The sequence below is a fragment of the Pseudomonas artemisiae genome (genome assembly GCF_057128685.1).
Genome location: NZ_JBSKHS010000010.1, coordinates 69,143 through 91,373 on the forward strand (window position 1 = coordinate 69,143; position 22,231 = coordinate 91,373).

The window sequence follows — 22,231 nt, forward strand, 5'->3', positions numbered from 1 at the left end:
ATAAGAAGGCAATCACCATGGCCGGACTCGACAAACGGGTATACAGCTACGAACAGGCCTTGGCAGGGCTTACCGATAACATGACGGTGCTTGCAGGCGGCTTTGGCCTGTGCGGCATCCCAGAGAACCTGATCGCCGAAATCAAACGCTTGGGGGTGCGCGGGTTGACCGTGGTCTCCAACAATTGCGGCGTGGACGGTTTCGGCTTGGGGGTGCTGCTCGAAGACCGGCAGATCCGCAAGATGATCGCCTCTTATGTAGGTGAAAACGCTTTGTTCGAGCAGCAGTTGCTCAGTGGTGAGCTGGACGTCGAGCTTACCCCGCAAGGCACGCTGGCCGAGAAAATGCGCGCGGGTGGGGCCGGAATACCTGCCTTCTATACGGCCACCGGCTACGGCACACCTATCGCTGAAGGCAAGGAAGTGCGGGAATTCAACGGCAGGCATTACATCCTGGAACAGGCCATCACCGGGGATTTTGCCCTGGTCAAAGGTTGGAAGGCGGACCACTTCGGCAACGTGATCTATCGCCATACCGCGCAGAACTTCAACCCCTTGGCCGCCACCGCTGGGCGCGTCACGGTGGTGGAGGTGGAGGAAATCGTCGAGCCGGGCCTGCTTGAGCCCAGCCAGATTCACACCCCTGGCATCTTCGTGGACCGTGTGATCCAAGGCAGCTTTGAAAAACGCATCGAGAAACGCACCCTGCAAGCGTGAACGCCCCCTTGGAGACTGAACCATGGCTTTAACCCGTGAACAAATGGCCCAACGCGTGGCTCGCGAACTGCAAGACGGTTTCTATGTGAACCTGGGCATCGGTATACCGACCTTGGTAGCCAACTATGTGCCTGAGGGCATGGATGTAATGCTGCAATCGGAAAACGGCCTGCTCGGCATGGGGGCTTTTCCCACCGAAGCGACCCTGGACGCCGATATGATCAATGCCGGCAAGCAAACGGTTACCGCGCGAACGGGCGCCAGTATCTTCGACTCGGCTACCTCCTTTGCCATGATCCGCGGCGGCCATGTGGACCTGACCGTACTCGGTGCGTTCGAGGTGGACGTGCAGGGCAATATCGCGTCCTGGATGATCCCAGGCAAGTTGGTCAAGGGCATGGGCGGTGCCATGGACCTGGTGGCTGGGGCGGATAACATTATCGTGACCATGACTCATGCGTCGAAGGACGGGGAGTCCAAATTGCTACCCCAGTGCACGCTGCCGCTGACCGGCGCTGGTTGCATCCGCAAGGTGCTGACCGATTTGGCCTGGCTTGAAATCGAGAATGGTGCTTTTGTGCTGCGCGAGCGCGCGCCGGGGGTCAGCGTGGAGGAAATCGTCGCCAAGACCGCTGGTAAACTGGTGGTGTCAGGTGACGTACCTGAAATGACCTTCTAAGCTCAGCCTGAACCGTTTTAACCGTAGCTCTACCTATAACGACAATAAAAGGTTGCGTATATGCCCGCTGCACTGGAAGACAGCCGCTTTGCCCGGTTTGCCTTGCGTTGCTCGCAGTTTGCCGAGCGCTGGTTCCCGGATTCCTATGTGTTCGCCGCCTTGGCGGTAGTGGTGGTGGCCTTGGCCGCGTTGGCCATGGGCGGCACGCCCACAGCCACCGCCGCGGCCTTTGGTGATGGGTTTTGGAGTTTAATTCCCTTCACCATGCAAATGGCTTTTGTGGTCATTGGTGGCTATGTGGTCGCCAGTTCTCCGCCCGCGGTGCGCCTGATCGAAGGCCTGGCCCGCGTGCCCAGCAATGGCCGGTCGGCGGTGGCCTGGGTTGCGCTGATTTCCATGGTGGCCTCATTGCTCAATTGGGGCCTGTCACTGGTGTTCGGGGGGCTGCTGGTGCGGGCATTGGCCCGCCGCGAAGACCTGCGCATGGACTACCGCGCCGCCGGTGCGGCGGCCTACCTGGGCCTAGGCGCGGTATGGGCCCTGGGGTTGTCTTCTTCAGCAGCGCAACTGCAGGCCAACCCAGCCAGCCTACCGCCGTCGATCTTGGCCATTACCGGGGTGATTCCGTTTACCGAGACGATCTTCCTGTGGCAATCAGGCGTAATGCTGCTGGCACTGGTGCTGGTGTCTTTGGTGGTCGCCTACGCCACCGCACCTGGCCCGACCACGGCCAAGGACGCCCGTGCTTGTGGCGTGGACCCAAGCTTCAGCCTGCCAAGGCTGGCCCAGCGGCAGCGCCCCGGGGAATGGCTAGAGTACAGCCCGGTACTAACGCTGATTCTGGTGGCGCTGGCGGGAGGCTGGCTAGCGCGGGAGTTTGCCAGCAAGCCTGCGATTACTGCGATTTCCGGGCTGAACACCTATAACTTCCTGTTCATCATGCTGGGTGCGCTATTGCACTGGCGCCCGCGCAGCTTCCTCGATGCCGTAGCCCGTGCGGTGCCCACCACGACCGGGGTGCTGATTCAGTTTCCGTTGTACGGGTCCATCGCCGCGATCATGACCACGGTCAAGGGCGGAGAAGGGCAGACGGTCGCACACCACATCGCCACCTTCTTCGTACAGATTGCCAGCCACGACACCTATGCCTTGCTAATGGGCGTGTACTCAGCGGTATTGGGCTTCTTCATTCCATCCGGGGGCGGCAAGTGGATCATCGAGGCTCCCTACGTGATGCAAGTGGCCAACGATCTGAAATACCACTTAGGCTGGGCGGTGCAGATCTACAACGCCGCAGAGGCACTGCCGAATTTGATCAACCCGTTCTATATGTTGCCCCTGCTAGGTGTACTAGGGCTTAAAGCACGAGAATTGATCGGGTTTTCCTTCGTACAGCTGTTGGTGCATGTGCCATTGGTATTGGCGCTGTTATGGGCCTTGGGCAGTACGTTAGCCTATATCCCGCCTGTAATGCCCTAAGCGTTGATCATAACTCGCGCCTAAAAACGACTACCCCCGCTTCAAGGCGGGGGTAGCACTCATCGGCGTTACAAGGGCTACTAGCCGCCATCGGTATCGATGTCACCGTCTTTCGGCTTGGTGCGGTTGCCCCTATCGTCATCGCCTTCTTCGGGCTCGAAATCCGGGCTGAAGGTATTACCTTCAGCCGTTGCGGAGTCCGAATCGCTGCTAGAGGTATTGCCTTGATCCGGGCGAGAGGTATTTTCAGTCCCTTCAGGCAGTTTGCCCTCGGGGTCAATCCCGTAGTCGTTACGCGCCCCATCGGCATCAGGCGTGCGCGGTTTGTCGTTGTCTACATTCGGTGTGGGGGTAGTCATGGAGCCTCCGCTTATTTGGCGCCCGAACCGCCGCCAGTACCTTCGGACCCTGTGCCACCCATGCCGGTTTTACCATTCATGGGTTTGGTATCAGTGGGCTCTGGGGTCTTGGGGCCGTCAACTGCCTCATTCGAAGTGTTGGGCATGGTCGTGACCGAGCCATCGGTATTGCGGTTAGGCAAGCTGCCTGTCCCGGTACCCGTTGCTCCACCTTTATCGGCGGGCAGCGCGCCAGGCATGGTGCCGTGGGTATTGTGGGTAGTGCCGGTGCTCGAATCAGCCATGGCAACGGCGCTGCCCAGGCTGACTGCAGCGGCTAGGAACAACGTACTGATGCGTTTGCTGGTCATGTTCGCCTCCAATATGAAAGACACATGACTTAGGGGAGAGGAAATGTAGCAAGGTGCCAGCGGAGCGACGAACGGTATAAGCGAAGCGCCACGGCGGCCTACGGGCCGTGGCGAATGGGGGCTAGACCACCATGGACAGCAGTAGTATGAGCACAATGCCCACGACCGAAATAATGGTCTCCATCATGCTCCAGGTTTTGAAGGTTTCCGCCACGGTCATGTTGAAGTACTGCTTCACCAGCCAGAACCCCGCGTCGTTGACGTGAGACAAAATCACCGAACCCGCGCCGGTGGCCAATACCAGCAGCTCCCGATTCACGCCTGGGATCAAGCCCACTACCGGGGCCACGATGCCTGCGCCGGTGATGGTAGCCACGGTGGCCGACCCCGTTGCAACGCGAATCACCGCGGCGACCAACCAGGCCAGCAATAGTGGGTTGATCTGCGCGTGAACGGCCATCTGCCCAATAACGTTACCTACGCCAGTGTCCACCAGCATCTGCTTGAAGCCGCCGCCGGCGCCGACGATTAGAATGATCGCCGCGGTCGGGGCCAGGCTTTGGTCCAGCAGTTTCATGACCTGGGAGCGCGAAAAGCCGCGGGCAAAACCAAAGGTATAGAAGGCCAGCAACAGCGCAGCCAGTAGCGCGGTGATAGGGTGGCCGATCAAGTCCATCCATACCCGCACCACATGGTCGGCGGGCAATACTACGTCGGCGAAGGTTTTAAGCAGCATCAAGAACACTGGCAGCAACACCGTGACCAACGTAATGGCAAAGCTTGGCAGTTCCCGCGCTGATGATTCTTTGGCGATCTGGTCCATCAGCTCCTGGGAAGGGGTACCTGGCACGTACTTGGAGATGAATGCGCCAAACAGTGGGCCGGCGATCATGGCCGTGGGCAAACCCACCAGCAGGCCATAGAAGATGGTCTTGCCGATGTCCGCGCCGAATACGCCGATGGCCAGCAGCGGGCCCGGGTGGGGGGGTACCAAACCATGTACCACCGACAGCCCCGCTAGCAGAGGAATGCCGATTTTCACCAGCGATACGCCCGAGCGGCGGGCCACGATGAATACCAGGGGAATCAACAGTACGAAGCCGATCTCGAAGAACAGCGGGATGCCCACCAGAAAGGCCGAGAACATCATCGCCCAATGCACCTGGCGTACACCAAACCAACGGATCAGGGTTTGCGCGATCTGGTCAGCGCCGCCAGAGTCGGCCATCAGTTTGCCTAGCATCGTGCCCAAGGCCAGCACGATCCCCACGAAGCCCAGTACGCCACCAAAACCGTCCTGGAAGGATTTCATCACCTTGGCCACTGGCATGCCAGAGGTTAGCCCTAGAAAGCCCGCCGCCAGAGTAAGGGCCACGAAGGGGTGAACCTTCAATTTTGTGATTAGCAGGATCAGGCCAACGATGGTGACCAGTGCATCGAGCAGCAAAAAGGTATCAAGGGGCAAACCGAACATGGTCAAGGCCTCGTATTGTGATTATTAAGGGCGCAGAAGGGGGTGCTAGCAGGTGTGTCGGTTGAGTTGCTATCGCTCAGGCCAACCGCGCCGCTGTCACGCAGCCACTGGTCGACCTGCTTGGCGATGTGTTCGATAGGTTCGGCGGCATCCACCGCGAGGGTGAAGGCTTCGCCGACGGGGGACTCCAGTGCCGCGAACTGACTGTCGATCAGGCTGGCAGGCATAAAGTGGCCGGGGCGATGGGCGACCCGGTGGGCGGCTTCTTCGCGGGTCAAGGCAAGGAACACAAAGCCCAGTTCAGGGACAGCGTGGCGAAGGGTGTCGCGGTAGCGCTGCTTGAGCGCTGAACAGGTGAGCACCGGGCGTTCGCCCTTGGCCACCAGAAGGGCCATTTCTTCGCCCAAGCGTTGCAGCCAGCCCGCGCGGTCGTTGTCATCCAAGGGAATGCCAGCGCTCATCTTTTCGATGTTGGCCGGGGGGTGGAAGGCGTCGCCTTCGATCAAGTGGCCGCCGCTACGGTGGACAATAGCCGCGCCGACGCTACTTTTGCCGCAGCCGGATACGCCCATGACCACCAGCGCGCTGAGGGGGGAAACCATCAGTACCTCCAGCGGGGTAGCGCTGTCTCGGGCTACACAGGCAACTGTAGTCCGCTGACGCCACACCCATGTTGTTGTTGGTATTGCCAAAGCGGGTTAAAGGCTTCGACGGCGGGCCGTAAGGAAAATTCTGTATTTGCTGACGGCCTGAGACAGCGCTACCTTAGCCAAATTCTTACAATAGGCAAGTGTAAATTCATACACTGCACCTTTCGTCGCACGTTTCAGGAAACCCGCCTCATGGCTCGCTCCGGCACGCGTACTACCGGCCGCCCCACACTTGATGAAGTCGCGCGCCTCTCTGGCGTATCACCTATCACCGCTTCAAGGGCTCTGCGGGGTGTCAGTACCGTGGCCGTTGAGCTGGCCGAGCGGGTGCGAGCAGCCGCTGCTCAGTTGGGCTATATTGCCAACCCGGCCGCGCGTGCATTGGCCTGCGCGCGCAGCCAGTCTGTGGTGGTATTGATCCCGTCACTGTCCAACCACCTGTTCATCGATACCCTCGAAGCCATCCACGACGTGTTGAGGCCCCGGGGAATGGAGGTATTGATAGGCAACTATCACTACGACGACCAGGAAGAGGAAAACCTGATCCGTAATTACCTCGCCTATCAGCCCTGCGGGATGTTGCTTACCGGGGTGCAGCGTCGAGATAGCGTCAATCATCTGCTGGCGGTGGCCGGAGTTCCTTGCGTGCATATGATGGACTTAAGCGAGGAGCCTGGGATCAGCAGCGTGGGCTTCTCCCAGGAGCAAGCCGGCGCGGTGGCCGCCAGGCACCTGCTATCCAATGGCCGCAAGCGCCTGGCTTATGTCGCTGCGCAATTGGACCCTCGGGTTCTGCGCCGTGCCGAAGGCTTTCGCCGGGCCGCCGCCGGTTTGCAGGCCCCCGCGCTGGAGATCATGTGCCCGCAGCCATCTTCCATCGGCTTGGGTGGGGTATTGTTCCGGCAACTGATCGAGCAACATTCAGATGTGGATGGCGTGTTCTTCTGCAATGACGACCTGGCCCAGGGTGCAATCTTCGAGGCACAGCGGCTGGGCGTGAAAATTCCGGAGCAGGTGTCAGTGGTGGGTTTCAATGATTTACCTGCCTCGGCCCATATGGTGCCCAGGCTTACTTCCATCCGTACGCCACGGGCGGAAATCGGCCGCCAAGCCGCGCGGCTGCTGCTTGAGCGGCTGGAAGGGCGCGCCGCTCAAGGCTCACTGGACCTAGGCTTTGAGCTGATCGTACGGGAAAGCTGATGACCGGTTACCCGAACGGCAGTGAATAGAATGAACTCCGCTTAGCTTATTCACGTCCTCAATAGGGTAAGACGTTGCGGCCACATTCGTTAAGTGGGCGCACGTCACCCGGCCACTTCCTTTGAGGAGCGACATAATGACCCAGCCTAACCAGACGCCAACAGGCGCGGATCGTGCCCAAGAGCATCTTCATACCCTTAGTACCGATGCCAGCGCCGCTGTAAGCGAGTTGAAAGAGCAAGGCAGCCAGCAATTCGAACAGTATCGCGACAAGGCCGCTGACCAGCTTGAAGGCCTGGTCGAAGGCGCCCAGTCGGTAGCCTCGGCGATGGAGGGTCACGACAGTCTCGGCCTGGCCCAAGGCATCTCGGACATGGCTTCGAACCTAGGTGAGTTTGCCGACCGTATGCGCAACAAGAGCGCCGAAGAGCTGTTGCAGGAGGGCGCTCGCCTGGCACGCCAGAACCCGATGTTGTTCTTGGCCGGCACGGTCGCGGTGGGCTTTGCCCTGTCGCGCTTTATCAAAGCCTCTACCAATGCGGCTAGCAGCACTGCAACTCATTCGGATGATGGCATGGGCGCGATGGCTCCAACCCCTCCTGAGGCGTATGGCGCCACTGGCCCATTTGAAACCTCTGTAACGCCTAGCAGTGGCTTAGCCAGCGGCGGCTCGGTCAACACCGGTTTTAACAGCGACGATTCCAGCGCCCGTGCCGGTGTTGGCGTAAGCCCCATGCCTGCCGATGACCCACTGGGCGCGCCCGCGGCATACCCTACCGTGGACCCGGTGAAAGACCCTATTCTTGGTAGCGCGTCGAACAAAGGAGGTGTGCTATGACCCTGGAGAGCCAACCAACGCCCACGCCCAACGTGGCCCAGCCCCGGCCAGCCACTACTGTGCACACCCCCGAGGGTGATGCCAGTATGATAGGCTTATTACGGCAGCTGACCCACGAAGTGCCCGCGCTGTTCAGCAAGGAGCTGGCCCTGGCGAAGGCTGAGATGGAGCAAAGCGTCACGGCGTTGAAGGCTGGCGCCATGGCAGTTGCCGGTGGTGCGATTGTGCTACTCGCAGGCTTTATCGTATTGCTGATGGCTGCTGTATACGGCCTGAGTACTGTAATGCAGCCTTGGGCCGCGGCACTGATCGTGGGCGCTATCGTAGTCATCATTGGCTTTGTGATGGTGCAAAGCGGCAAGAAGCAATTCGAACCTTCGCAGTTGCGCCCTGACCGCACGTTGAACGCGATGGATAAAGACCAGCAAGCCCTGCGGAGCAAATTGCCATGACTTCTTCGATTACCGCTCAGTCCCATAAGAGCCCCGAAACCCTGGAACACGAAATTGACCAGCAGCGCGCTAGCATCAGCAACTTGGTCGATGCACTGGAAAGCAAACTGACCCCTGGCCAGTTGTTCGACCAGGCGCTTTCCTATACCAAGGGCAATGGTGGGGAGTTTTTCCAGAACCTCGGCACTACGGTCAAGAACAACCCCATTCCTACGGTATTGGCTTCCTTGAGCCTGGCATGGCTGGCGATGAACCAGAATCGCCCCATTGCTCCAGCTAGGGTGAGCACCGGGCCAAGCCTGATGGATCGCGCCGCCGCTGTAGCCAGCAAGGTAGGTGACGCGGTAGACGGTGCCAAGGATCAGCTGCGTAGCGCGGCCGACAGTGTTACCGCGCGTACCGCGGCTGTGAAAGACAGCGTCACCTCCCATGCCTCCGCTGTAAAAGAAAGCGCCACTACCTGGCGGGACGGTGCTAGCGATCGCCTCAGCGAGGGCAGTGATCAACTCAACCGTAATGTGCATGACCTGACGCATCAGGCCAAGCAGACCGGTGCTCAGGTTAAAGGCCAATTCCAATACCTGTTGCAAGAGCAACCCTTGGTGCTGGCGGCTGTTGGCTTGGCGTTAGGCGCAGCCTTCGGTGCGGCATTACCGGTGACTCGCCATGAAAATCGCCTGATGGGTAAAACCAGCGATAGCCTGGTGCAACAAGTCAAGGCTAAAGCCCAAGACGTGAAGCAAGCTGTTACTAGCGAAGCTCAGGCTGCAATGGCAGACGTGCGTGAAGGCACCGCCAAGGCGGGTGCTGACGACAAAGGTCAAGAAAGCCAAACCAAGGCTGATGCAGGCAAAGAGGGTAACAACCCTGCCCAAACCGCCCAGTACGGTGAAGGCTTGGCCAAAAGTGGCAAAACCGACCTGTCTCAGGGTTTAGGTACGCCTAGCTGATTTCATTTCGCTTTACATCACCCGGCTGCCACAATGGCGCCGGGTTTTTTTTGCTCCAAACTCTTTCGTATCAGGCTCGATACTCGATAGCCCCAGCTTTGTCAAAATTACGTCGCCTGCTGGTCGCTTTTAGCTAGCGCGCCTTGCAATGCGCCAATTTTTGTACCAGTCTGCTGCCGTGTGTCTAGGGTTAGGCAAGGATGCGCAGAAAAACACAACGGATGACCGGTGATGGCGGAATGAAATCGAAACTCCACGGTCTGAGCCTCGGTTTCCTCTCTTGGTAAAGTTTTAATGCGCCTGACACTCGATCCTCGCAATGACATCGACGCGGCACTGCTCAGGTATCGGAAGGTGTTCTGGTCCCTGGCTATCTTCAGCGGGGTCATCAATCTGCTGGTGCTGGTACCGTCGCTGTACATGATGCAGGTGTATGACCGGGTGTTGACCAGCCGGAACGAAACCACCTTATTGATGCTGACCTTGATCGCCCTGGGGCTGTTCGCCTTGAGTGGGCTGATCGAGTGGCTACGCGGCCAGGTAATGATCCGCATGAGCGCCGGTATCGACGCCGGGCTTGCGCAGCGGTTGTTCGACGCCGCGTTCACGCGCAGCCTGCGTAAGCAAGACAGCAACCCCGCCCAAGTATTCAGCGACTTGACCCAGGTACGGCAGTTCATTACCGGTCAAGGCTTACTGGCGATGCTCGACGCCCCCTGGTTGCCGGTGTTCATGGTCATCGCCTTTTTGTTTCACCCCTGGTTTGGCGTGCTGTCCCTTGGCGTTGCCATAACGCTGGTAGGGTTGGCGCTGTGGGGTGAGCTATCCACGCGGCCTAGCCTGGCGCACGCCAATGGCCTTTCGATGAAGGCCAACCTGTATGTCAACAGTACCTTGCAAAACGCTGAAGTGATTCAGGCCATGGGTATGCTGCCGGCGTTGCGCAAGCGCTGGAGCTGGCTTCAACAGGGCATGATCGCATCGCAGGCGGTGGCCAGCGACCGGGGCGCGCGGATCAGTTCCATGACCAAGTTCGTGCGTATTGCCGCTCAAAGCCTGTCCCTGGGGCTGGGTGCCTTGCTGGTGCTCGAAGGGCAGATCTCCGGCGGCATGATGATCGCCATGTCCTTGCTGCTAGGCCGCGCCTTGGCGCCCGTGGAAATCGCCATTGGCTCCTGGAAGCAATTCGTTGGGGCCCGACAAAGCTACCACCGGTTAAGCCAATTGCTTGCCGAGGAGCCGGTGGAAGTGCCGCCCATGGCGCTGCCGTCACCCACCGGCGCGTTGAAGGTCGAGCGCCTGCAAGTCGCCGCGCCGGGCGCCGAAGAGCCGATCATCACAGGGGTAGACTTCGAACTGGCCAAGGGTGAAATCCTGGCGGTGATCGGCCCTAGCGCATCGGGTAAATCCTCTCTGGCGAGGGCCTTGGTTGGGATATGGCCACCGCTGGCCGGGGCGGTTCGCCTCGATGGCGCGCCCTTGGACCAGTGGGCGCCAGAGGCCTTGGGGCCGCATTTGGGGTACTTGCCCCAAGACATCGAGCTGTTCGACGGAAGCGTGGCGGAAAACATCGCGCGCTTCGGCGACCTGGATTCAGAACCGATCATTCGTGCCGCGCGTCATGCAGGCATCCACGACATGGTGCTGCGCTTCCCTCAAGGCTACGACACGGTGCTTGGCCCAGGCGGGCAAGGGTTGTCTGGCGGGCAGAAGCAACGCATTGGTTTAGCCCGAGCGGTGTTCGGCGAACCTGCGTTGATCGTGCTGGATGAGCCTAACTCGAACCTGGACGAAGCCGGCGAGCAGGCTTTGGTGCATGCACTGCGCGCCTTGAAGGCTGCGGGCAGTACGGTGATCATGATCACCCACCGCCCCAGCGTGCTGGGGGTAGTAGACAAGATTCTGGTGCTCAACGATGGCCGCCAGCAACTGTTCGGCAGCCGCGACCAAGTGCTTAAGGCGGTATTGCCGCCCGCGAAGGGGCCAGCCCCTACCAATGCTCCAGCCCCGGTAAAAGAGGCGCGTAACGATGCGTGAAGTCAGTGCACGACGCCCCTTGGCGCCGGTGAGCCCCATCAACAATGACAGCGCCAACGCCGATGCGGCCGCCACCGCGCGCAAAGGGCTGTGGTTCCTGGGCATTGCCCTGGGTGGGTTCCTCCTTTGGGCGTTCCTCGCGCCGCTGGATCAAGGCATGGTTGGGCAGGGCACGGTGGTGGTGGCCGGCGAGCGCAAGACCGTGCAGCCCCTGGTGGGGGGTGTGGTGGACAAGATCTTGGTCAGCGAAGGCGACCAGGTGACCCAAGGCCAACTGCTGGTGCAACTCAATACCGTGCAGGCCCAGGCGCAGTTGGACGTGACCCTGGGCAAGTTGTTGACCGCGCGTGCCACGGAAGCGCGCCTGACCGCCGAGCGGCTGCGTCAGGACAGTATCGAGTGGCCCCAGGACCTGCTCGAGCATGCCAATGACCCCCGCGCCAAGGCATCCATGGCCTTGCAGCAGAATCTGTTCCTCACCCGTAAGGCCGAGCTGGCCAGCCGCCAGGGGATCGTGGACCACGAAGTGGCGTCCCTTACTCAGCAACTTCGCGCTTACCGTCAGGTAAAGGGCAACTACGATGCCCAGATGAGCTTCCAACAGGAAGAACTCAGTGGCCTGCGTGAGCTGGCCCAGGATGGCTATGTACCCAAGGCCAAGCTGTTCGAGGCTGAGCGCAACACCGCGCAGCTATCAGGGCAGATTGCCTCGTCCATCGGTGATGTCGGCAAAACCGAGCAGTCGATCAATGAAAGCAAGCTCAAGGCCATGCAGCAGGAGCAGGAGTTCCGCCGCGATGCCGAGAGCCAGCTCAGTGACGTGGCCGCTGAAGCCAGTGGCTATGCCGACCAGATCCGCGGCCTGCGGTTTGAAGTGGATAACGGCTCCCTTAAGGCGCCGGTCTCCGGTGAAGTGCTCAACCTGACTGTACACACCATTGGTGGGGTAGCCACTGCCGGCCAGGCGCTGATGGAGGTCGTGCCCCAAGGCACTCCCTTGGGCATCACCGCGCGCTTCCCGCCGATGCTGGCCAACAAACTGCATCCAGGGCTGCCCGTGCAGGTTCACTTTACCGCCTTGCAGCGGGTAGACACCCCTACGGTCACCGGCAAGGTGGCCACGGTATCGGCGGACCAACTGATGGACGAGCAGACTCACCAGCCGTACTTCAGCGCCAAAGTGGAATTGCCCGCTGATGCCCTGCCCAAGCTGCAAGCCGCGGGCTTGCCGGTCAAGCCCGGGATGATGGCCGACGTTACTGTTGTGACCGGCGAACGTACCCTGGTCAATTACCTGATGAAACCCTTGCGCGAGCGCCTGCTCGCTGCCTTCAAGGAAGAGTGAATGAGTAACCGCTGGCTCCCGCTCGCGCTCCTGTGCCTGGCCATGCAGGTACAGGCCCAGCCTGAAACCCATAGCGCCGGCAATGACCGCCTGACCCTGTTGCAGCTGTACGACGCCTCTCGGCTCAATGACCCGGTGATGCGCTCGGCGGACTTCACGCACCAGGCTGCCCAGAACGAAGAGGCGATTGGCCGGGGTGGGTTGTTGCCGCAAGTGTCGCTGAGTTCCCGCTACGGCAAAGGCGGACGTACTGATGGCGGTACCGATGCCAGCTATGTGGACAGCGACGATTACCAGTCCAACAGTATGTCGCTGATCGCCCAGCAACCCATCTACGACAAGGGCCGCTGGGCGGCCTACGAAGGCGGCAAAGCCCGTGGACAGCTGGGTGAAGTGCAATATGACGTGGCCAACCAGGCGCTGTTCGACCGGGTGGCCAAGGCATATTTCGCCGTGGCGAGGGTGGAGAATGAGCTCAAGCTGATTGCCCAGCAAAAGGCCGCCATCGGCGGGTTGGTGGAGCAGAGCCAGCGGCTGTTCGACAAAGGGCAGGGCGCTGTCACCGATGTCGACGAAGCCCGTGCCCGTTACGATTTGGTACAGGCCCAGGAGGCGGAGAACCAGGCCCAGCGTACCGCGGCGCTGCGTACCCTTTCCGGCCGTGGGAGCTTGCCCTTGCTGGAAATCGAGCCCATGCGCGAGCTGCCGCCGGACACCAACCCGTTGAGCGCCGAACATGACCTGCCTTACTGGACCGCGTTGGCCCGGGACACCAGCCCGGAGCTGGCTGCCCGCCTGGCCCAGGTGAAGGTGGCAGAGACCGAAGCTCAGGCAGAGCAAGCGGGGCATTACCCCACGTTGTCGCTGACCACCCAGCTCACGCGCCGGGATAACTCTCAATACGAGGAAATTTCACCTCGTCAAGACAGCTACTACGTGGGCCTGGCCTTGGATATTCCGTTGTACCGGGGTGGCTCCACCAGTGCCTCGGTACGTAAGGCTACCGCAGCGTTGGCCGGTGCTCAGGCCGACGCCGATGCCCAGCGCCAGCAACTGACCGAGGATGTGGAAACCGCCTACGCCGGGGTAGTGGCTGGCTATGCCAAATGCCGCGCTACCCAACGCGCGGTAGAGTCCAACCAGCGGGCGCTGGTCTCCACGGAAAAAGGCTTCCAGGGCGGCGTGCGTTCTACCGTGGACATTCTCGATGCCCAACAACGGTTGTTCGAAGCCCGCAGGGACTTGCTCAATGCCAAGCTGGACATGTTGCAGAGCTACGTGACCTTGCATGTGCATACGGGGCAGATGGACCGTGGCGTGCTGGCCCAAGTCGAAACCCTGTTCTAACGCCTCAGGACACGGCCTGCATATACTCAGGCCACTCGACGTTCCTGCCGCACAACACGATCGCAATACGTTTGCCACGCAGGGTGTGGGCCAGCTTTAAAGCACCCGCCAGGGAAGCCCCGGTGGCGCCTTCGACGATCCAGTGTTCATCCACGGCTACCGCGCGCATCGCCCAGCGGATTTCCTCTTCGCTCACCAGTACGCGGCGATCAACCAGGCGCTCGCACAAGCTGAAGGTGATCGCTCCAGGGTACAGGTTGCCTGCCGTACTTTGGGCCAGGGTATCTCGCTCTTCGAGGGTGAGGATCTGCCCTGCGTCCAGTGAGCGGTGCATGACACCGGCGCGCTCGGCGGAACAACCGATGATTTCAGCGCCGGGGTTGAGGCGTGACAAGGCCGTGCCCAGGCCGGTAATCAGGCCCCCACCACCCATGCAGGCAAATACCGCGTCCAGCTCCGGTTGCTGGTCGTTGATTTCCATTCCCACGGTGCCTTGGCCCGCGATGACGTCAAGGTCGTTGTAGGGGGAGACGTAGGTCTTACCTTGGCGGCGCGCTTCGTGTTCAGCGAACAACTCCGCTTCCAGGGTGGTACCCGCAACGGGTATTACCGTGGCACCAAGCGCGCGCATGGATTCGATCTTGTGGGGGGACATCCGCTGCGGGGTATAGATAGTGGCGTTGACCTGGGCCTGCCGGCTGGCCAAGGCGATGGCCAAACCATGGTTGCCCGTGGTGGCTGTACAGATGCCCTTGGCCCGGCCTTGGGGGCAGAGCAGGCGCAGCTTGTTGTAGGCACCGCGATATTTGAATGAACCGGTCAGCTGCTGATGCTCACACTTAAGGTACACCTCGCAACCCATCGCCACCGAAAACCGTTCGCTGTACACCAAGGGGGTGACCGCGACCGCTGGCCGAATAGCCGAATGGGCGGAAACGATCCCCCAATACAAGCTATCGAGCAGAGCATCCGTGCCGATGGCGGGTTTGGTCATGGTCACTCCTTGGTGGGGCTTTTGAGTATCGTGCGCTTCTAAGCGTTGACCAAAGTGTAGTGGCTCATTGAGGTTTTGCCCTGCCTAAGGTCGCGGCGCAGGCCAACTGAACGCTGAAGCGGTGCAGGCCCTCGAAGTTAAGTAGCTTTTGAACTCACCGCTTAAGGACACCACCATGGTTGATAAATATGTACCGATGGGCCCCCCCGATGACTTTGACGAATATGGTGGCGAGGCCGATCCGCAAAACGACGGAAAGGCAGGTAGCCGTGAAATCGCTGACAAAGGCCGTACCGATAAAGACAAACCTTTAAGCCAAGATGACCCGGAAGTAGACCAGGCCTGAGCTAGAACGCGAAAGATTCCCCTGGTCGCGGAGTAGGAATACGAATTTCGGCATTGCGTAGCGGGCCGTTCGCTGCTGGAGGTGGCAGTTGCGTTGGCGCGGTCGCAGGCAAGGTACCCCCGCTGACCAGGGCGGGTTTGCCCTTGCGTCGAGTGGGCTTGAGGGCCGCTTGATGCTTGAGCGCGGCCAGGGCGGCAGGGGTATTTTCCATCAGCCGGGTGGCCCAGTGGCCATTGAGGCTACGGGCACGTTCGCTGCGCTGGGCAAGTTCGCCATCTTCGGCGCGTGGCGCCGCCAGGCCGGCAAGTATATCCACCCCGCAGGCCGCATGGCTGGCAATGGTCCGGCCTGGGGTTACGGCTACGGTCTGTACGAAGTGTGGGTCTGCAACCATCAACGTATAGGGGTGGCCTGCCAAGGGCGGATTGAGAAACGTAAACGTGGCCTGCCGGCAAGCCGAGTAGAAATACAGGCTGCCAGTATGTTTTAGATCTAACGCACCCGTGGGAATCGCGTCGGCGCCCACCGCGGCAAAAGCAACGCTGTAGGCCAATTCACCGCCTTCGCCCTGTGTTACTCCCGTTACCATGCTCGCCCCAGGGCTGGCCGCGCTTAGTAGCGCTTGCGTATCGATGGCTACGGCCAGGCTTGCCTGAGGCTTAAGGGGTGGCATGAGTAGAGCGCCGGGCAGTAAGGGCTGGGCGCGATTGATAGCGCCGCCCAGGCTCAGTGAGCTGACCAGGTTGCTGTTGCCCACCTTGGTGACCTGAAGCGCTTCGGCCGCTGAGGCGCCCAGCTGTCGAATACCGAAGTCAGTGCCTTCGCCTACCGCTTCAACCGGAATGGATGCCAGTGACAAAGGCTGCCCTTTGCTGGCCTGAACCAACACCAGGCTGCGTGCCAAGGTGAATTTGGTCAGGCCGGTATAGTCCCCTTGCTTGGCAGCGGCGCTGTCTGAAAAGGCTGTGTACTGCAAGGGCGGGCCCTGTACACAGCCACAGAGCAGTGGACAACCCACGGCGAGTGCCAGCATCGATCTGGTGCTCATGATTCCAACCCCGCATCCCTATAGGCCGCGGCGCCTCCATGGCGCCGTTCGGCCCGTGAAACATATCCTTACCAATCGTCGCTGTCTAGGGTGAAAGTGGTGAACGTAAGACAAATTTCAGTGTCGGCGGCGGTTGTGGCCTGGCATTTCTACGTGGGTGTTGCGCAATTGGCATAGCTGTCGGACAACTACAGCCCTTTTAACAAGGACAACGCCATACTTTGAAGAAAAAATCCCATTGAAGTGCTAGTCGCAAGCTTGCTTGTACGATAACGTAGCACTGCATGCCGCCCTCGATGGCGGCAGCCCTATAAAGATAAAAATCTGGGAGTGGACCGATGCACGCCAATAAGAAAACGCATGTGCGTTATCTGATTCTGTTTCTGTTGTTCGTCGTAACGACCATCAACTACGCTGACCGCGCAACCATTTCCATCGCTGGCTCCAGCATTCAGAAAGACCTTGGCATCGATCCACTGACCCTTGGCTTTATCTTCTCAGCCTTCGGTTGGGCCTATGTGGCGGGGCAGATCCCCGGTGGCTGGTTGCTGGATCGTTATGGCTCGAAGAAAATCTACGCGCTCAGCATTTTTACCTGGTCGGTGTTCACCATCTTGCAAGGCTTTGTGGGCTTTATGCCCGTGGCCACTGCAGTCATGGCGCTGTTCACCCTGCGCTTTATGGTGGGCTTCGCCGAAGCGCCGTCCTTCCCTGGCAACGCACGTATCGTCGCGGCCTGGTTCCCCACCGCCGAGCGCGGCACGGCCTCTGCGATCTTTAACTCAGCGCAGTACTTTGCAACGGTGTTGTTCGCGCCGCTCATGGGCTGGATCGTCCATGCCTGGGGCTGGGAACACGTATTTGTGGTGATGGGCGGGTTGGGCGTTGCCTTCACTGCCGTATGGTGGAAATTCATCCATAGCCCTGGCCAACACCCGATGATAGGGGAGGCCGAGTACCGCCAGATCGCTGACAATGGCGGCGTGGTGGACATGGACCAGCCGGGGCAGAAACGCGCCGGGCCACAGTGGGGCTATGTGCGCCAGTTGCTGTCCAGCCGCATGATGCTGGGTATCTACCTGGGCCAGTACTGCATCAACGGCATTACCTATTTCTTCCTGACCTGGTTTCCGGTGTACTTGGTGCAGGAGCGCGGCATGACCATCCTCAAGGCGGGCTTTGTGGCTTCGCTGCCAGCCATTTGTGGCTTTATCGGCGGCGTGCTGGGTGGGGTGATCTCAGACTGGCTGCTGCGCCGCGGCCATTCGCTGACCTTCGCCCGCAAGCTGCCCATCGTCTGCGGCTTGCTGTTGTCTACCACCATGGTGCTGTGCAACTACGTGGCCCTAGACTGGCTAGTGGTCGGCCTGATGGCCCTCGCATTCTTCGGCAAAGGCGTAGGCGCCTTGGGTTGGGCGGTGATGTCCGACACCTCGCCCAAGCAAATCGCTGGTATCAGCGGCGGCCTGTTCAATATGTTTGGAAACATTGCCTCGATCACCACGCCCATTGTGATCGGTTACCTGATTTCCACCACCGGCTCGTTCAAATGGGCCCTGGTATATGTAGGCGCCAATGCGCTGGTAGCCGTACTGAGCTACCTGGTGATCGTAGGGCCTATCCGCCGCGTGCAATTACGCGACGCCGAGGGCCGGCCACTGGTCGATGCCCAACCCGTACAAGCCTGATCAAACGATAAGGGGCCAACCCCATGCAGTTGATAGAACATTCTGATTCCCCCCGCTATGTGCGCCTGCACAAAGCGGACAACGTAGTGGTAGTGGTCAATGACCAGGGGGTTGCCGAAGGCAGCGTATTCCCTGGTGGGCTGACCACCGTGGAAGGTATCCCGCAGAGCCATAAGGTAGCGTTGGTGAACATCCCCAAGGGTGAGGCCGTGCGCCGGTATGGGCAGGTGATCGGCTATGCCTTGGAAGACCTGCGCCAGGGTAGCTGGGTCAAGGAAACCCAACTGGCCATGCCTTCGGCGCCGCCTTTGGACAGCCTGCCGATGTGCGATGCCGTTCCAGCGGCCTTGCCACCGCTGGACGGCTATACCTTCGAGGGCTACCGAAACGCCGATGGCACCGTGGGCACCCGTAACATTTTGGGCATCACCACCACGGTGCAATGCGTAACCGGTGTGCTGGACCACGCGGTCAAGCGCATCCGCGAAGAGCTGCTGCCGCGTTACCCCTATGTAGATGACGTGGTCGCCCTCACGCACAGCTATGGCTGCGGCGTGGCGATCAACGCGCGGGATGCCTACATCCCCATCCGCACGGTGCGCAACCTGGCACGCAACCCTAACCTGGGCGGTGAAGCCTTGGTGATCAGCCTGGGCTGCGAAAAGCTGCAAGCCGGGCAGGTGATGCACGAGAACGACCCTTCAGTAGACCTGAGCGAGCCTTGGCTGTACCGCCTGCAAGACGCAGGTCACGGCTTCGTGGAAATGGTCGAGCAGATCATGGCCCTGGCAGAGAGTCGGCTGGAAAAACTTAATCAGCGGCGCCGCGAAACCGTGCCGGCCTCCGAGTTGATTTTGGGTATGCAATGTGGTGGCAGCGATGCGTTTTCTGGCATCACCGCCAACCCGGCATTGGGTTTTGCGTCGGACTTACTCATTCGCGCGGGCGCCACCGTGATGTTCTCGGAAGTGACCGAAGTGCGCGACGCCATCTACATGCTGACCGCCCGAGCCGAAAGCCAGGAGGTCGCCCAGGCGTTAGTGCGGGAGATGGACTGGTACGACCATTACCTGGAGCAGGGCGCCGCGGACCGTAGCGCCAACACAACCCCTGGCAATAAAAAGGGTGGGCTGTCCAACATTGTCGAAAAGTCCCTGGGATCGATCGTCAAGTCGGGCAGCTCCGCTATCAATGGCGTGGTAGGCCCAGGCGAGCGTGTGACCGGCAAAGGCTTGGTCTACTGCGCCACCCCCGCCAGCGATTTCGTGTGCGGTACCTTGCAGCTGGCCGCGGGCATGAACCTGCATGTATTCACCACGGGCCGGGGCACGCCTTATGGGCTAGCCATGGCGCCTGTGGTGAAGGTGTCTACCCGTACCGAGCTGGCAGAGCGCTGGCCAGACCTGATCGACGTGGACGCCGGGCGCATTGCCACGGGGCGGTCCTCGATCGAGGAGTTGGGCTGGGAGCTGTTCCACTACTACCTGGACGTGGCCAGTGGACGCAAACAGACCTGGGCCGAACGGCACCGTTTGCACAACGACATTGTGTTGTTTAACCCGGCGCCCATTACTTAAGCCGCTTGGGCTACCCAGGGCAGGGAACCTTGAGCAGGGGCAATCGTCCCCTTGCTTTTGCCCAAGGGCAGCGGCAAGGTTAAGCTTTTGCCAGGGACAGCCATGAGTACCAGCCCAGCAGGCGTGATCGACGCGGTAGGCCGGCCGCAGCGAGTGTCGACCCGTGTCGCATTCTTTATCGCAGGTTTCGTAATGGCTTCATGGGCACCACTGGTGCCCCTGGCCAAGGCTCGAGTAGGGCTGGACGACGGCACCTTGGGTCTGCTGCTGCTTGGCCTGGGCGGCGGGTCGATTCTAGCCATGCCCTTGGCGGGTTACCTCACTGCCCACAAGGGCTGTCGCGGTATCATGGTCATCAGTTCCCTATTGCTATGCCTGCTGTTGCCAGTATTGGCCACTGCCCCGGGCATGCTTTCGCTGGCCATGGCGCTGGCGTTGTTCGGCGCCAGCATGGGCATGCTCGATTGCGCCATGAACATCCAGGCGGTGCTGGTGGAAAAAGCCACCGACGAGGCCGTAATGTCAGGTTTTCATGGCATGTACAGCCTGGGCGGGATCGCCGGCGCCGCCGGCATGACCGCACTGCTGAGCCTGGGCATGGCACCGCTGGCGGCTTCCCTGGTGGTGGTAGCCTTGGTGATCGCCGGGCTGGCGTGGGCAGGCAAGGATTTCCTGCGGTACGGCTCAGAGCGGGACGGCCCGCTGTTCGCCATACCTCGTGGCGTTGTGCTGTTTCTTGGCGCACTGTGCTTTATCGTCTTTCTCACCGAAGGCGCCATGCTCGACTGGAGCGCGGTGTTCCTGGTCTCGACGCGCGCTATTGACCCGGCCCTGGCGGGCCTAGGGTATGCGGCCTTCGCGGCGACCATGACAGTGGGGCGCCTGACCGGCGATGCCTTGGTCAATCGCCTCGGCGGCATGCGCATCGTGCTGTTCGGCGGCGCCTGCGCGGCGGCTGGGCTGGCCCTTGCCTTATTGCTACCAGGCTGGCCAGCGGCATTGGTGGGCTTTGCCCTGGTAGGGGCGGGCTGCTCAAATATCGTGCCGGTGCTGTTCTCGGCCGTGGGCCGCCAGCAGCACATGCCCCAGGCTTCAGCCATCCCGGCCATGGTCTCGCTGGGGTATGCCGGCATTTTGCTAGGGCCGGCGACCATCGGGTTTCTCGCCCACTGGAGCAACCTCTCCTGGGCCCTGGGCAGCCTGGTGCTGTTGCTGCTGTTTGTAAGCGTGAGCGGGCGGTATCTGCGCGGGTGACTATCCTCACCGGTAGCCTTTAACGGCACCACACACAAGGGGTGATCCATGGCCATGTTCCAGCACAGCATCGGCAAGGTGAACTGGCGCTTCGAAAGCCTGGGCGAGCTGATGGCCAAAGCCAGCCCGGCCAGGTCGGGGGATCAACTGGCCGGTATCGCGGCCACTACCGACACCGAGCGTGCCGCGGCTCAATGCGCTCTGGCCCAGGTGCCTTTGGCGCATTTTCTTCAGGAGGCGGTGATCCCCTATGAGGCCGATGACGTTACACGGTTGATCCTCGACACTCATGATACGGCTGCCTTCGCGCCAGTACGGCACTTGACCGTGGGCGGCTTTCGCGACTGGCTGCTGAGCGAAGCGGCCGATGGGCCGGCGCTAGCAGCCTTGGCTCCCGGCCTTACCCCGGAAATGGCCGCGGCGGTATCGAAGCTGATGCGCGTGCAGGACCTGATCCTGGTGGCGCGTAAGGTGCGGGTGGTTACCGCTTTTCGTGGCACCCTGGGGCTGGCGGGGCGAATGTCCACGCGCCTGCAGCCGAACCATCCCACCGACGACCCCGCCGGCATCGCCGCCAGCCTGCTCGATGGCCTGCTCTACGGCAACGGTGATGCCATGCTCGGCATCAACCCGGCCAGTGACAGCCTGCCGGGCATCGTCGAGCTACTGAAGATGCTCGATGGCATCATCCAGCGCTATGACATTCCTACCCAGGCCTGTGTGCTTACCCACGTGTCGTCGTCTATCGCCGCCATTGAACGGGGTGCCCCGGTGGACCTGATGTTCCAGTCCATCGCCGGTACACAAGCGGCTAATGCCAGCTTCGGTGTGACCTTGAACCTGTTGCAAGAGGGGCTCGACGCAGGCCTGAGCCTGAACCGGGGCACCCTTGGGCACAACCTGATGTATTTCGAAACCGGCCAGGGCAGTGCGTTGTCGGCCAACGCGCACCATGGGGTGGATCAACAAACCTGCGAGGCCAGGGCCTACGGCGTGGCACGGCGATTCAACCCCTTTTTGGTGAACACCGTGGTGGGGTTTATCGGCCCAGAATACTTGTACAACGGCAAACAGATCATTCGCGCCGGGCTGGAGGACCATTTTTGCGGCAAGCTACTGGGCGTGCCCATGGGCTGCGATATCTGCTACACCAACCATGCCGAAGCAGACCAAGACGACATGGACAGCCTGCTCACGCTGCTGGGCACCGCCGGGGTGAATTTCATCATGGGCATTCCTGGCTCGGATGACGTAATGCTGAACTACCAAACCACGTCCTTTCACGACGCGCTTTATATCCGTCAGGTGCTAGGGCTGCGCCCCGCGCCGGAGTTCGAAGCCTGGCTGGCCCGTACGGGCATCCTGACGCAAAGTGAACACGGGCTACGCCTTGGGCAAGGGGTGCCCAAGGCCTTTGCCAAGGCGCTGGCCCCGATACGATGAGGCTG

At 60.7% G+C, this 22,231-nt stretch carries 21 protein-coding genes; 15 read left to right on the top strand and 6 right to left on the bottom strand.

Annotated features, from left to right (window positions below; all coding sequences use genetic code 11):
* Positions 1 to 17: 17 nt before the first annotated feature.
* From ACWKV4_RS13195 to ACWKV4_RS13205, 3 genes are read left to right on the top strand one after another with little or no spacing between them, the layout of a single operon-like run.
* Positions 18 to 716: a CoA transferase subunit A gene (locus ACWKV4_RS13195; protein ID WP_483832530.1), complete on the top strand. Its 699-nt coding sequence runs from the start codon at positions 18 to 20 to the stop codon at positions 714 to 716.
* Positions 717 to 738: 22 nt separating this feature from the next.
* Positions 739 to 1,395: a CoA transferase subunit B gene (locus ACWKV4_RS13200; RefSeq protein WP_483832531.1), complete on the top strand. Its 657-nt coding sequence runs from the start codon at positions 739 to 741 to the stop codon at positions 1,393 to 1,395.
* A gap of 60 nt (positions 1,396 to 1,455) precedes the next feature.
* Positions 1,456 to 2,874 carry a short-chain fatty acid transporter gene (locus ACWKV4_RS13205; RefSeq protein ID WP_483832532.1) on the top strand — a complete coding sequence of 473 codons (1,419 nt, stop codon included), beginning with the start codon at positions 1,456 to 1,458 and terminating at the stop codon, positions 2,872 to 2,874.
* A gap of 80 nt (positions 2,875 to 2,954) precedes the next feature.
* Here ACWKV4_RS13205 and ACWKV4_RS13210 read toward each other — a convergent pair whose 3' ends face one another.
* The 4 genes from ACWKV4_RS13210 to ACWKV4_RS13225 form a co-directional block, all read right to left on the bottom strand.
* The gene (locus ACWKV4_RS13210; protein WP_483832533.1) at positions 2,955 to 3,233 is read right to left on the bottom strand and encodes a hypothetical protein; all 279 of its coding nucleotides are present in this window, start codon (positions 3,231 to 3,233) and stop codon (positions 2,955 to 2,957) included.
* Between the two features lie 11 nt (positions 3,234 to 3,244).
* The gene (locus tag ACWKV4_RS13215; protein WP_483832534.1) at positions 3,245 to 3,583 is read right to left on the bottom strand and encodes a hypothetical protein; all 339 of its coding nucleotides are present in this window, start codon (positions 3,581 to 3,583) and stop codon (positions 3,245 to 3,247) included.
* 121 nt (positions 3,584 to 3,704) lie between these two features.
* Entirely contained in the window at positions 3,705 to 5,057 is a 1,353-nt protein-coding gene (locus ACWKV4_RS13220) for a GntP family permease (RefSeq protein WP_483832535.1), read from the bottom strand.
* 2 nt (positions 5,058 to 5,059) lie between these two features.
* Positions 5,060 to 5,659 (bottom strand): gluconokinase, encoded by a 600-nt coding sequence (locus tag ACWKV4_RS13225; RefSeq protein ID WP_483832536.1) that lies wholly within the window; start codon positions 5,657 to 5,659, stop codon positions 5,060 to 5,062.
* Positions 5,660 to 5,899: 240 nt separating this feature from the next.
* Here ACWKV4_RS13225 and gntR point away from each other — a divergent pair, with 240 nt between their 5' ends.
* From gntR to ACWKV4_RS13260, 7 genes are all read left to right on the top strand, one after another.
* Positions 5,900 to 6,907 carry an HTH-type transcriptional regulator GntR gene (gene gntR, locus ACWKV4_RS13230; RefSeq protein WP_483832537.1) on the top strand — a complete coding sequence of 336 codons (1,008 nt, stop codon included), beginning with the start codon at positions 5,900 to 5,902 and terminating at the stop codon, positions 6,905 to 6,907.
* Positions 6,908 to 7,043: 136 nt separating this feature from the next.
* Entirely contained in the window at positions 7,044 to 7,745 is a 702-nt protein-coding gene (locus tag ACWKV4_RS13235; protein ID WP_483832538.1) for a hypothetical protein, read from the top strand.
* Between the two features lie 86 nt (positions 7,746 to 7,831).
* On the top strand, positions 7,832 to 8,197 hold the full coding sequence (locus tag ACWKV4_RS13240; protein ID WP_483832632.1) for a phage holin family protein: 366 nt from the start codon (positions 7,832 to 7,834) through the stop codon (positions 8,195 to 8,197).
* Positions 8,194 to 9,147, top strand: coding sequence for a DUF3618 domain-containing protein (locus ACWKV4_RS13245; protein WP_483832539.1), 954 nt, complete (start codon positions 8,194 to 8,196; stop codon positions 9,145 to 9,147). Before ACWKV4_RS13240 ends, ACWKV4_RS13245 begins: the two co-directional genes overlap by 4 nt.
* Before the next feature lie 294 nt (positions 9,148 to 9,441).
* On the top strand, positions 9,442 to 11,184 hold the full coding sequence (locus ACWKV4_RS13250; protein ID WP_483832540.1) for a type I secretion system permease/ATPase: 1,743 nt from the start codon (positions 9,442 to 9,444) through the stop codon (positions 11,182 to 11,184).
* Positions 11,177 to 12,529 (top strand): HlyD family type I secretion periplasmic adaptor subunit, encoded by a 1,353-nt coding sequence (locus ACWKV4_RS13255; protein WP_483832541.1) that lies wholly within the window; start codon positions 11,177 to 11,179, stop codon positions 12,527 to 12,529. The genes ACWKV4_RS13250 and ACWKV4_RS13255 overlap by 8 nt, the downstream gene beginning before the upstream one ends.
* A 42-nt stretch (positions 12,530 to 12,571) precedes the next feature.
* Positions 12,572 to 13,876 carry a TolC family outer membrane protein gene (locus tag ACWKV4_RS13260; RefSeq protein ID WP_483832633.1) on the top strand — a complete coding sequence of 435 codons (1,305 nt, stop codon included), beginning with the start codon at positions 12,572 to 12,574 and terminating at the stop codon, positions 13,874 to 13,876.
* 4 nt (positions 13,877 to 13,880) lie between these two features.
* Here the strand turns inward: ACWKV4_RS13260 and ACWKV4_RS13265 are convergent, their stop codons facing one another.
* Complete coding sequence (locus tag ACWKV4_RS13265; protein ID WP_483832542.1) at positions 13,881 to 14,870, bottom strand: threonine/serine dehydratase; 990 nt, start codon at positions 14,868 to 14,870, stop codon at positions 13,881 to 13,883.
* A 175-nt stretch (positions 14,871 to 15,045) separates the two neighbouring features.
* Between ACWKV4_RS13265 and ACWKV4_RS13270 the strand changes: the two genes are divergently transcribed.
* Positions 15,046 to 15,216 (top strand): hypothetical protein, encoded by a 171-nt coding sequence (locus ACWKV4_RS13270; RefSeq protein ID WP_483832543.1) that lies wholly within the window; start codon positions 15,046 to 15,048, stop codon positions 15,214 to 15,216.
* A 1-nt stretch (position 15,217) separates the two neighbouring features.
* Here ACWKV4_RS13270 and ACWKV4_RS13275 read toward each other — a convergent pair whose 3' ends face one another.
* Positions 15,218 to 16,264: a hypothetical protein gene (locus ACWKV4_RS13275; RefSeq protein WP_483832544.1), complete on the bottom strand. Its 1,047-nt coding sequence runs from the start codon at positions 16,262 to 16,264 to the stop codon at positions 15,218 to 15,220.
* 338 nt (positions 16,265 to 16,602) lie between these two features.
* Between ACWKV4_RS13275 and ACWKV4_RS13280 the strand changes: the two genes are divergently transcribed.
* The 4 genes from ACWKV4_RS13280 to eutB all read left to right on the top strand — a co-directional run bounded on the left by ACWKV4_RS13280 (position 16,603) and on the right by eutB (position 22,226).
* The gene (locus ACWKV4_RS13280) at positions 16,603 to 17,952 is read left to right on the top strand and encodes an MFS transporter (RefSeq protein WP_483832545.1); all 1,350 of its coding nucleotides are present in this window, start codon (positions 16,603 to 16,605) and stop codon (positions 17,950 to 17,952) included.
* A 23-nt stretch (positions 17,953 to 17,975) separates the two neighbouring features.
* Positions 17,976 to 19,529, top strand: a complete 1,554-nt coding sequence (gene garD, locus ACWKV4_RS13285) for a galactarate dehydratase (protein WP_483832546.1) — start codon at positions 17,976 to 17,978, stop codon at positions 19,527 to 19,529.
* A gap of 102 nt (positions 19,530 to 19,631) precedes the next feature.
* Entirely contained in the window at positions 19,632 to 20,783 is a 1,152-nt protein-coding gene (locus ACWKV4_RS13290; protein WP_483832547.1) for an MFS transporter, read from the top strand.
* A 48-nt stretch (positions 20,784 to 20,831) separates the two neighbouring features.
* Positions 20,832 to 22,226 carry an ethanolamine ammonia-lyase subunit EutB gene (gene eutB, locus ACWKV4_RS13295; protein WP_483832548.1) on the top strand — a complete coding sequence of 465 codons (1,395 nt, stop codon included), beginning with the start codon at positions 20,832 to 20,834 and terminating at the stop codon, positions 22,224 to 22,226.
* Positions 22,227 to 22,231: the final 5 nt, after the last annotated feature.

Excerpts from the sequence above, each read along its gene's own strand:
- ACWKV4_RS13200 (WP_483832531.1), top strand. The coding sequence starts at position 739 with ATGGCTTTAACCCGTGAACAAATGGCCCAACGCGTGGCTCGCGAACTG.
- ACWKV4_RS13210 (WP_483832533.1), bottom strand. The coding sequence starts at position 3,233 with ATGACTACCCCCACACCGAATGTAGACAACGACAAACCGCGCACGCCT.
- gntR (WP_483832537.1), top strand. The coding sequence starts at position 5,900 with ATGGCTCGCTCCGGCACGCGTACTACCGGCCGCCCCACACTTGATGAA.
- garD (WP_483832546.1), top strand. The coding sequence starts at position 17,976 with ATGCAGTTGATAGAACATTCTGATTCCCCCCGCTATGTGCGCCTGCAC.
- ACWKV4_RS13195 (WP_483832530.1), top strand. The coding sequence starts at position 18 with ATGGCCGGACTCGACAAACGGGTATACAGCTACGAACAGGCCTTGGCA.
- ACWKV4_RS13240 (WP_483832632.1), top strand. The coding sequence starts at position 7,832 with ATGATAGGCTTATTACGGCAGCTGACCCACGAAGTGCCCGCGCTGTTC.
- ACWKV4_RS13280 (WP_483832545.1), top strand. The coding sequence starts at position 16,603 with ATGCACGCCAATAAGAAAACGCATGTGCGTTATCTGATTCTGTTTCTG.
- ACWKV4_RS13250 (WP_483832540.1), top strand. The coding sequence starts at position 9,442 with ATGCGCCTGACACTCGATCCTCGCAATGACATCGACGCGGCACTGCTC.
- ACWKV4_RS13290 (WP_483832547.1), top strand. The coding sequence starts at position 19,632 with ATGAGTACCAGCCCAGCAGGCGTGATCGACGCGGTAGGCCGGCCGCAG.
- eutB (WP_483832548.1), top strand. The coding sequence starts at position 20,832 with ATGGCCATGTTCCAGCACAGCATCGGCAAGGTGAACTGGCGCTTCGAA.
- ACWKV4_RS13270 (WP_483832543.1), top strand. The coding sequence starts at position 15,046 with ATGGTTGATAAATATGTACCGATGGGCCCCCCCGATGACTTTGACGAA.
- ACWKV4_RS13275 (WP_483832544.1), bottom strand. The coding sequence starts at position 16,264 with ATGAGCACCAGATCGATGCTGGCACTCGCCGTGGGTTGTCCACTGCTC.
- ACWKV4_RS13245 (WP_483832539.1), top strand. The coding sequence starts at position 8,194 with ATGACTTCTTCGATTACCGCTCAGTCCCATAAGAGCCCCGAAACCCTG.
- ACWKV4_RS13205 (WP_483832532.1), top strand. The coding sequence starts at position 1,456 with ATGCCCGCTGCACTGGAAGACAGCCGCTTTGCCCGGTTTGCCTTGCGT.
- ACWKV4_RS13215 (WP_483832534.1), bottom strand. The coding sequence starts at position 3,583 with ATGACCAGCAAACGCATCAGTACGTTGTTCCTAGCCGCTGCAGTCAGC.
- ACWKV4_RS13225 (WP_483832536.1), bottom strand. The coding sequence starts at position 5,659 with ATGGTTTCCCCCCTCAGCGCGCTGGTGGTCATGGGCGTATCCGGCTGC.
- ACWKV4_RS13265 (WP_483832542.1), bottom strand. The coding sequence starts at position 14,870 with ATGACCAAACCCGCCATCGGCACGGATGCTCTGCTCGATAGCTTGTAT.
- ACWKV4_RS13260 (WP_483832633.1), top strand. The coding sequence starts at position 12,572 with ATGCAGGTACAGGCCCAGCCTGAAACCCATAGCGCCGGCAATGACCGC.
- ACWKV4_RS13235 (WP_483832538.1), top strand. The coding sequence starts at position 7,044 with ATGACCCAGCCTAACCAGACGCCAACAGGCGCGGATCGTGCCCAAGAG.
- ACWKV4_RS13255 (WP_483832541.1), top strand. The coding sequence starts at position 11,177 with ATGCGTGAAGTCAGTGCACGACGCCCCTTGGCGCCGGTGAGCCCCATC.
- ACWKV4_RS13220 (WP_483832535.1), bottom strand. The coding sequence starts at position 5,057 with ATGTTCGGTTTGCCCCTTGATACCTTTTTGCTGCTCGATGCACTGGTC.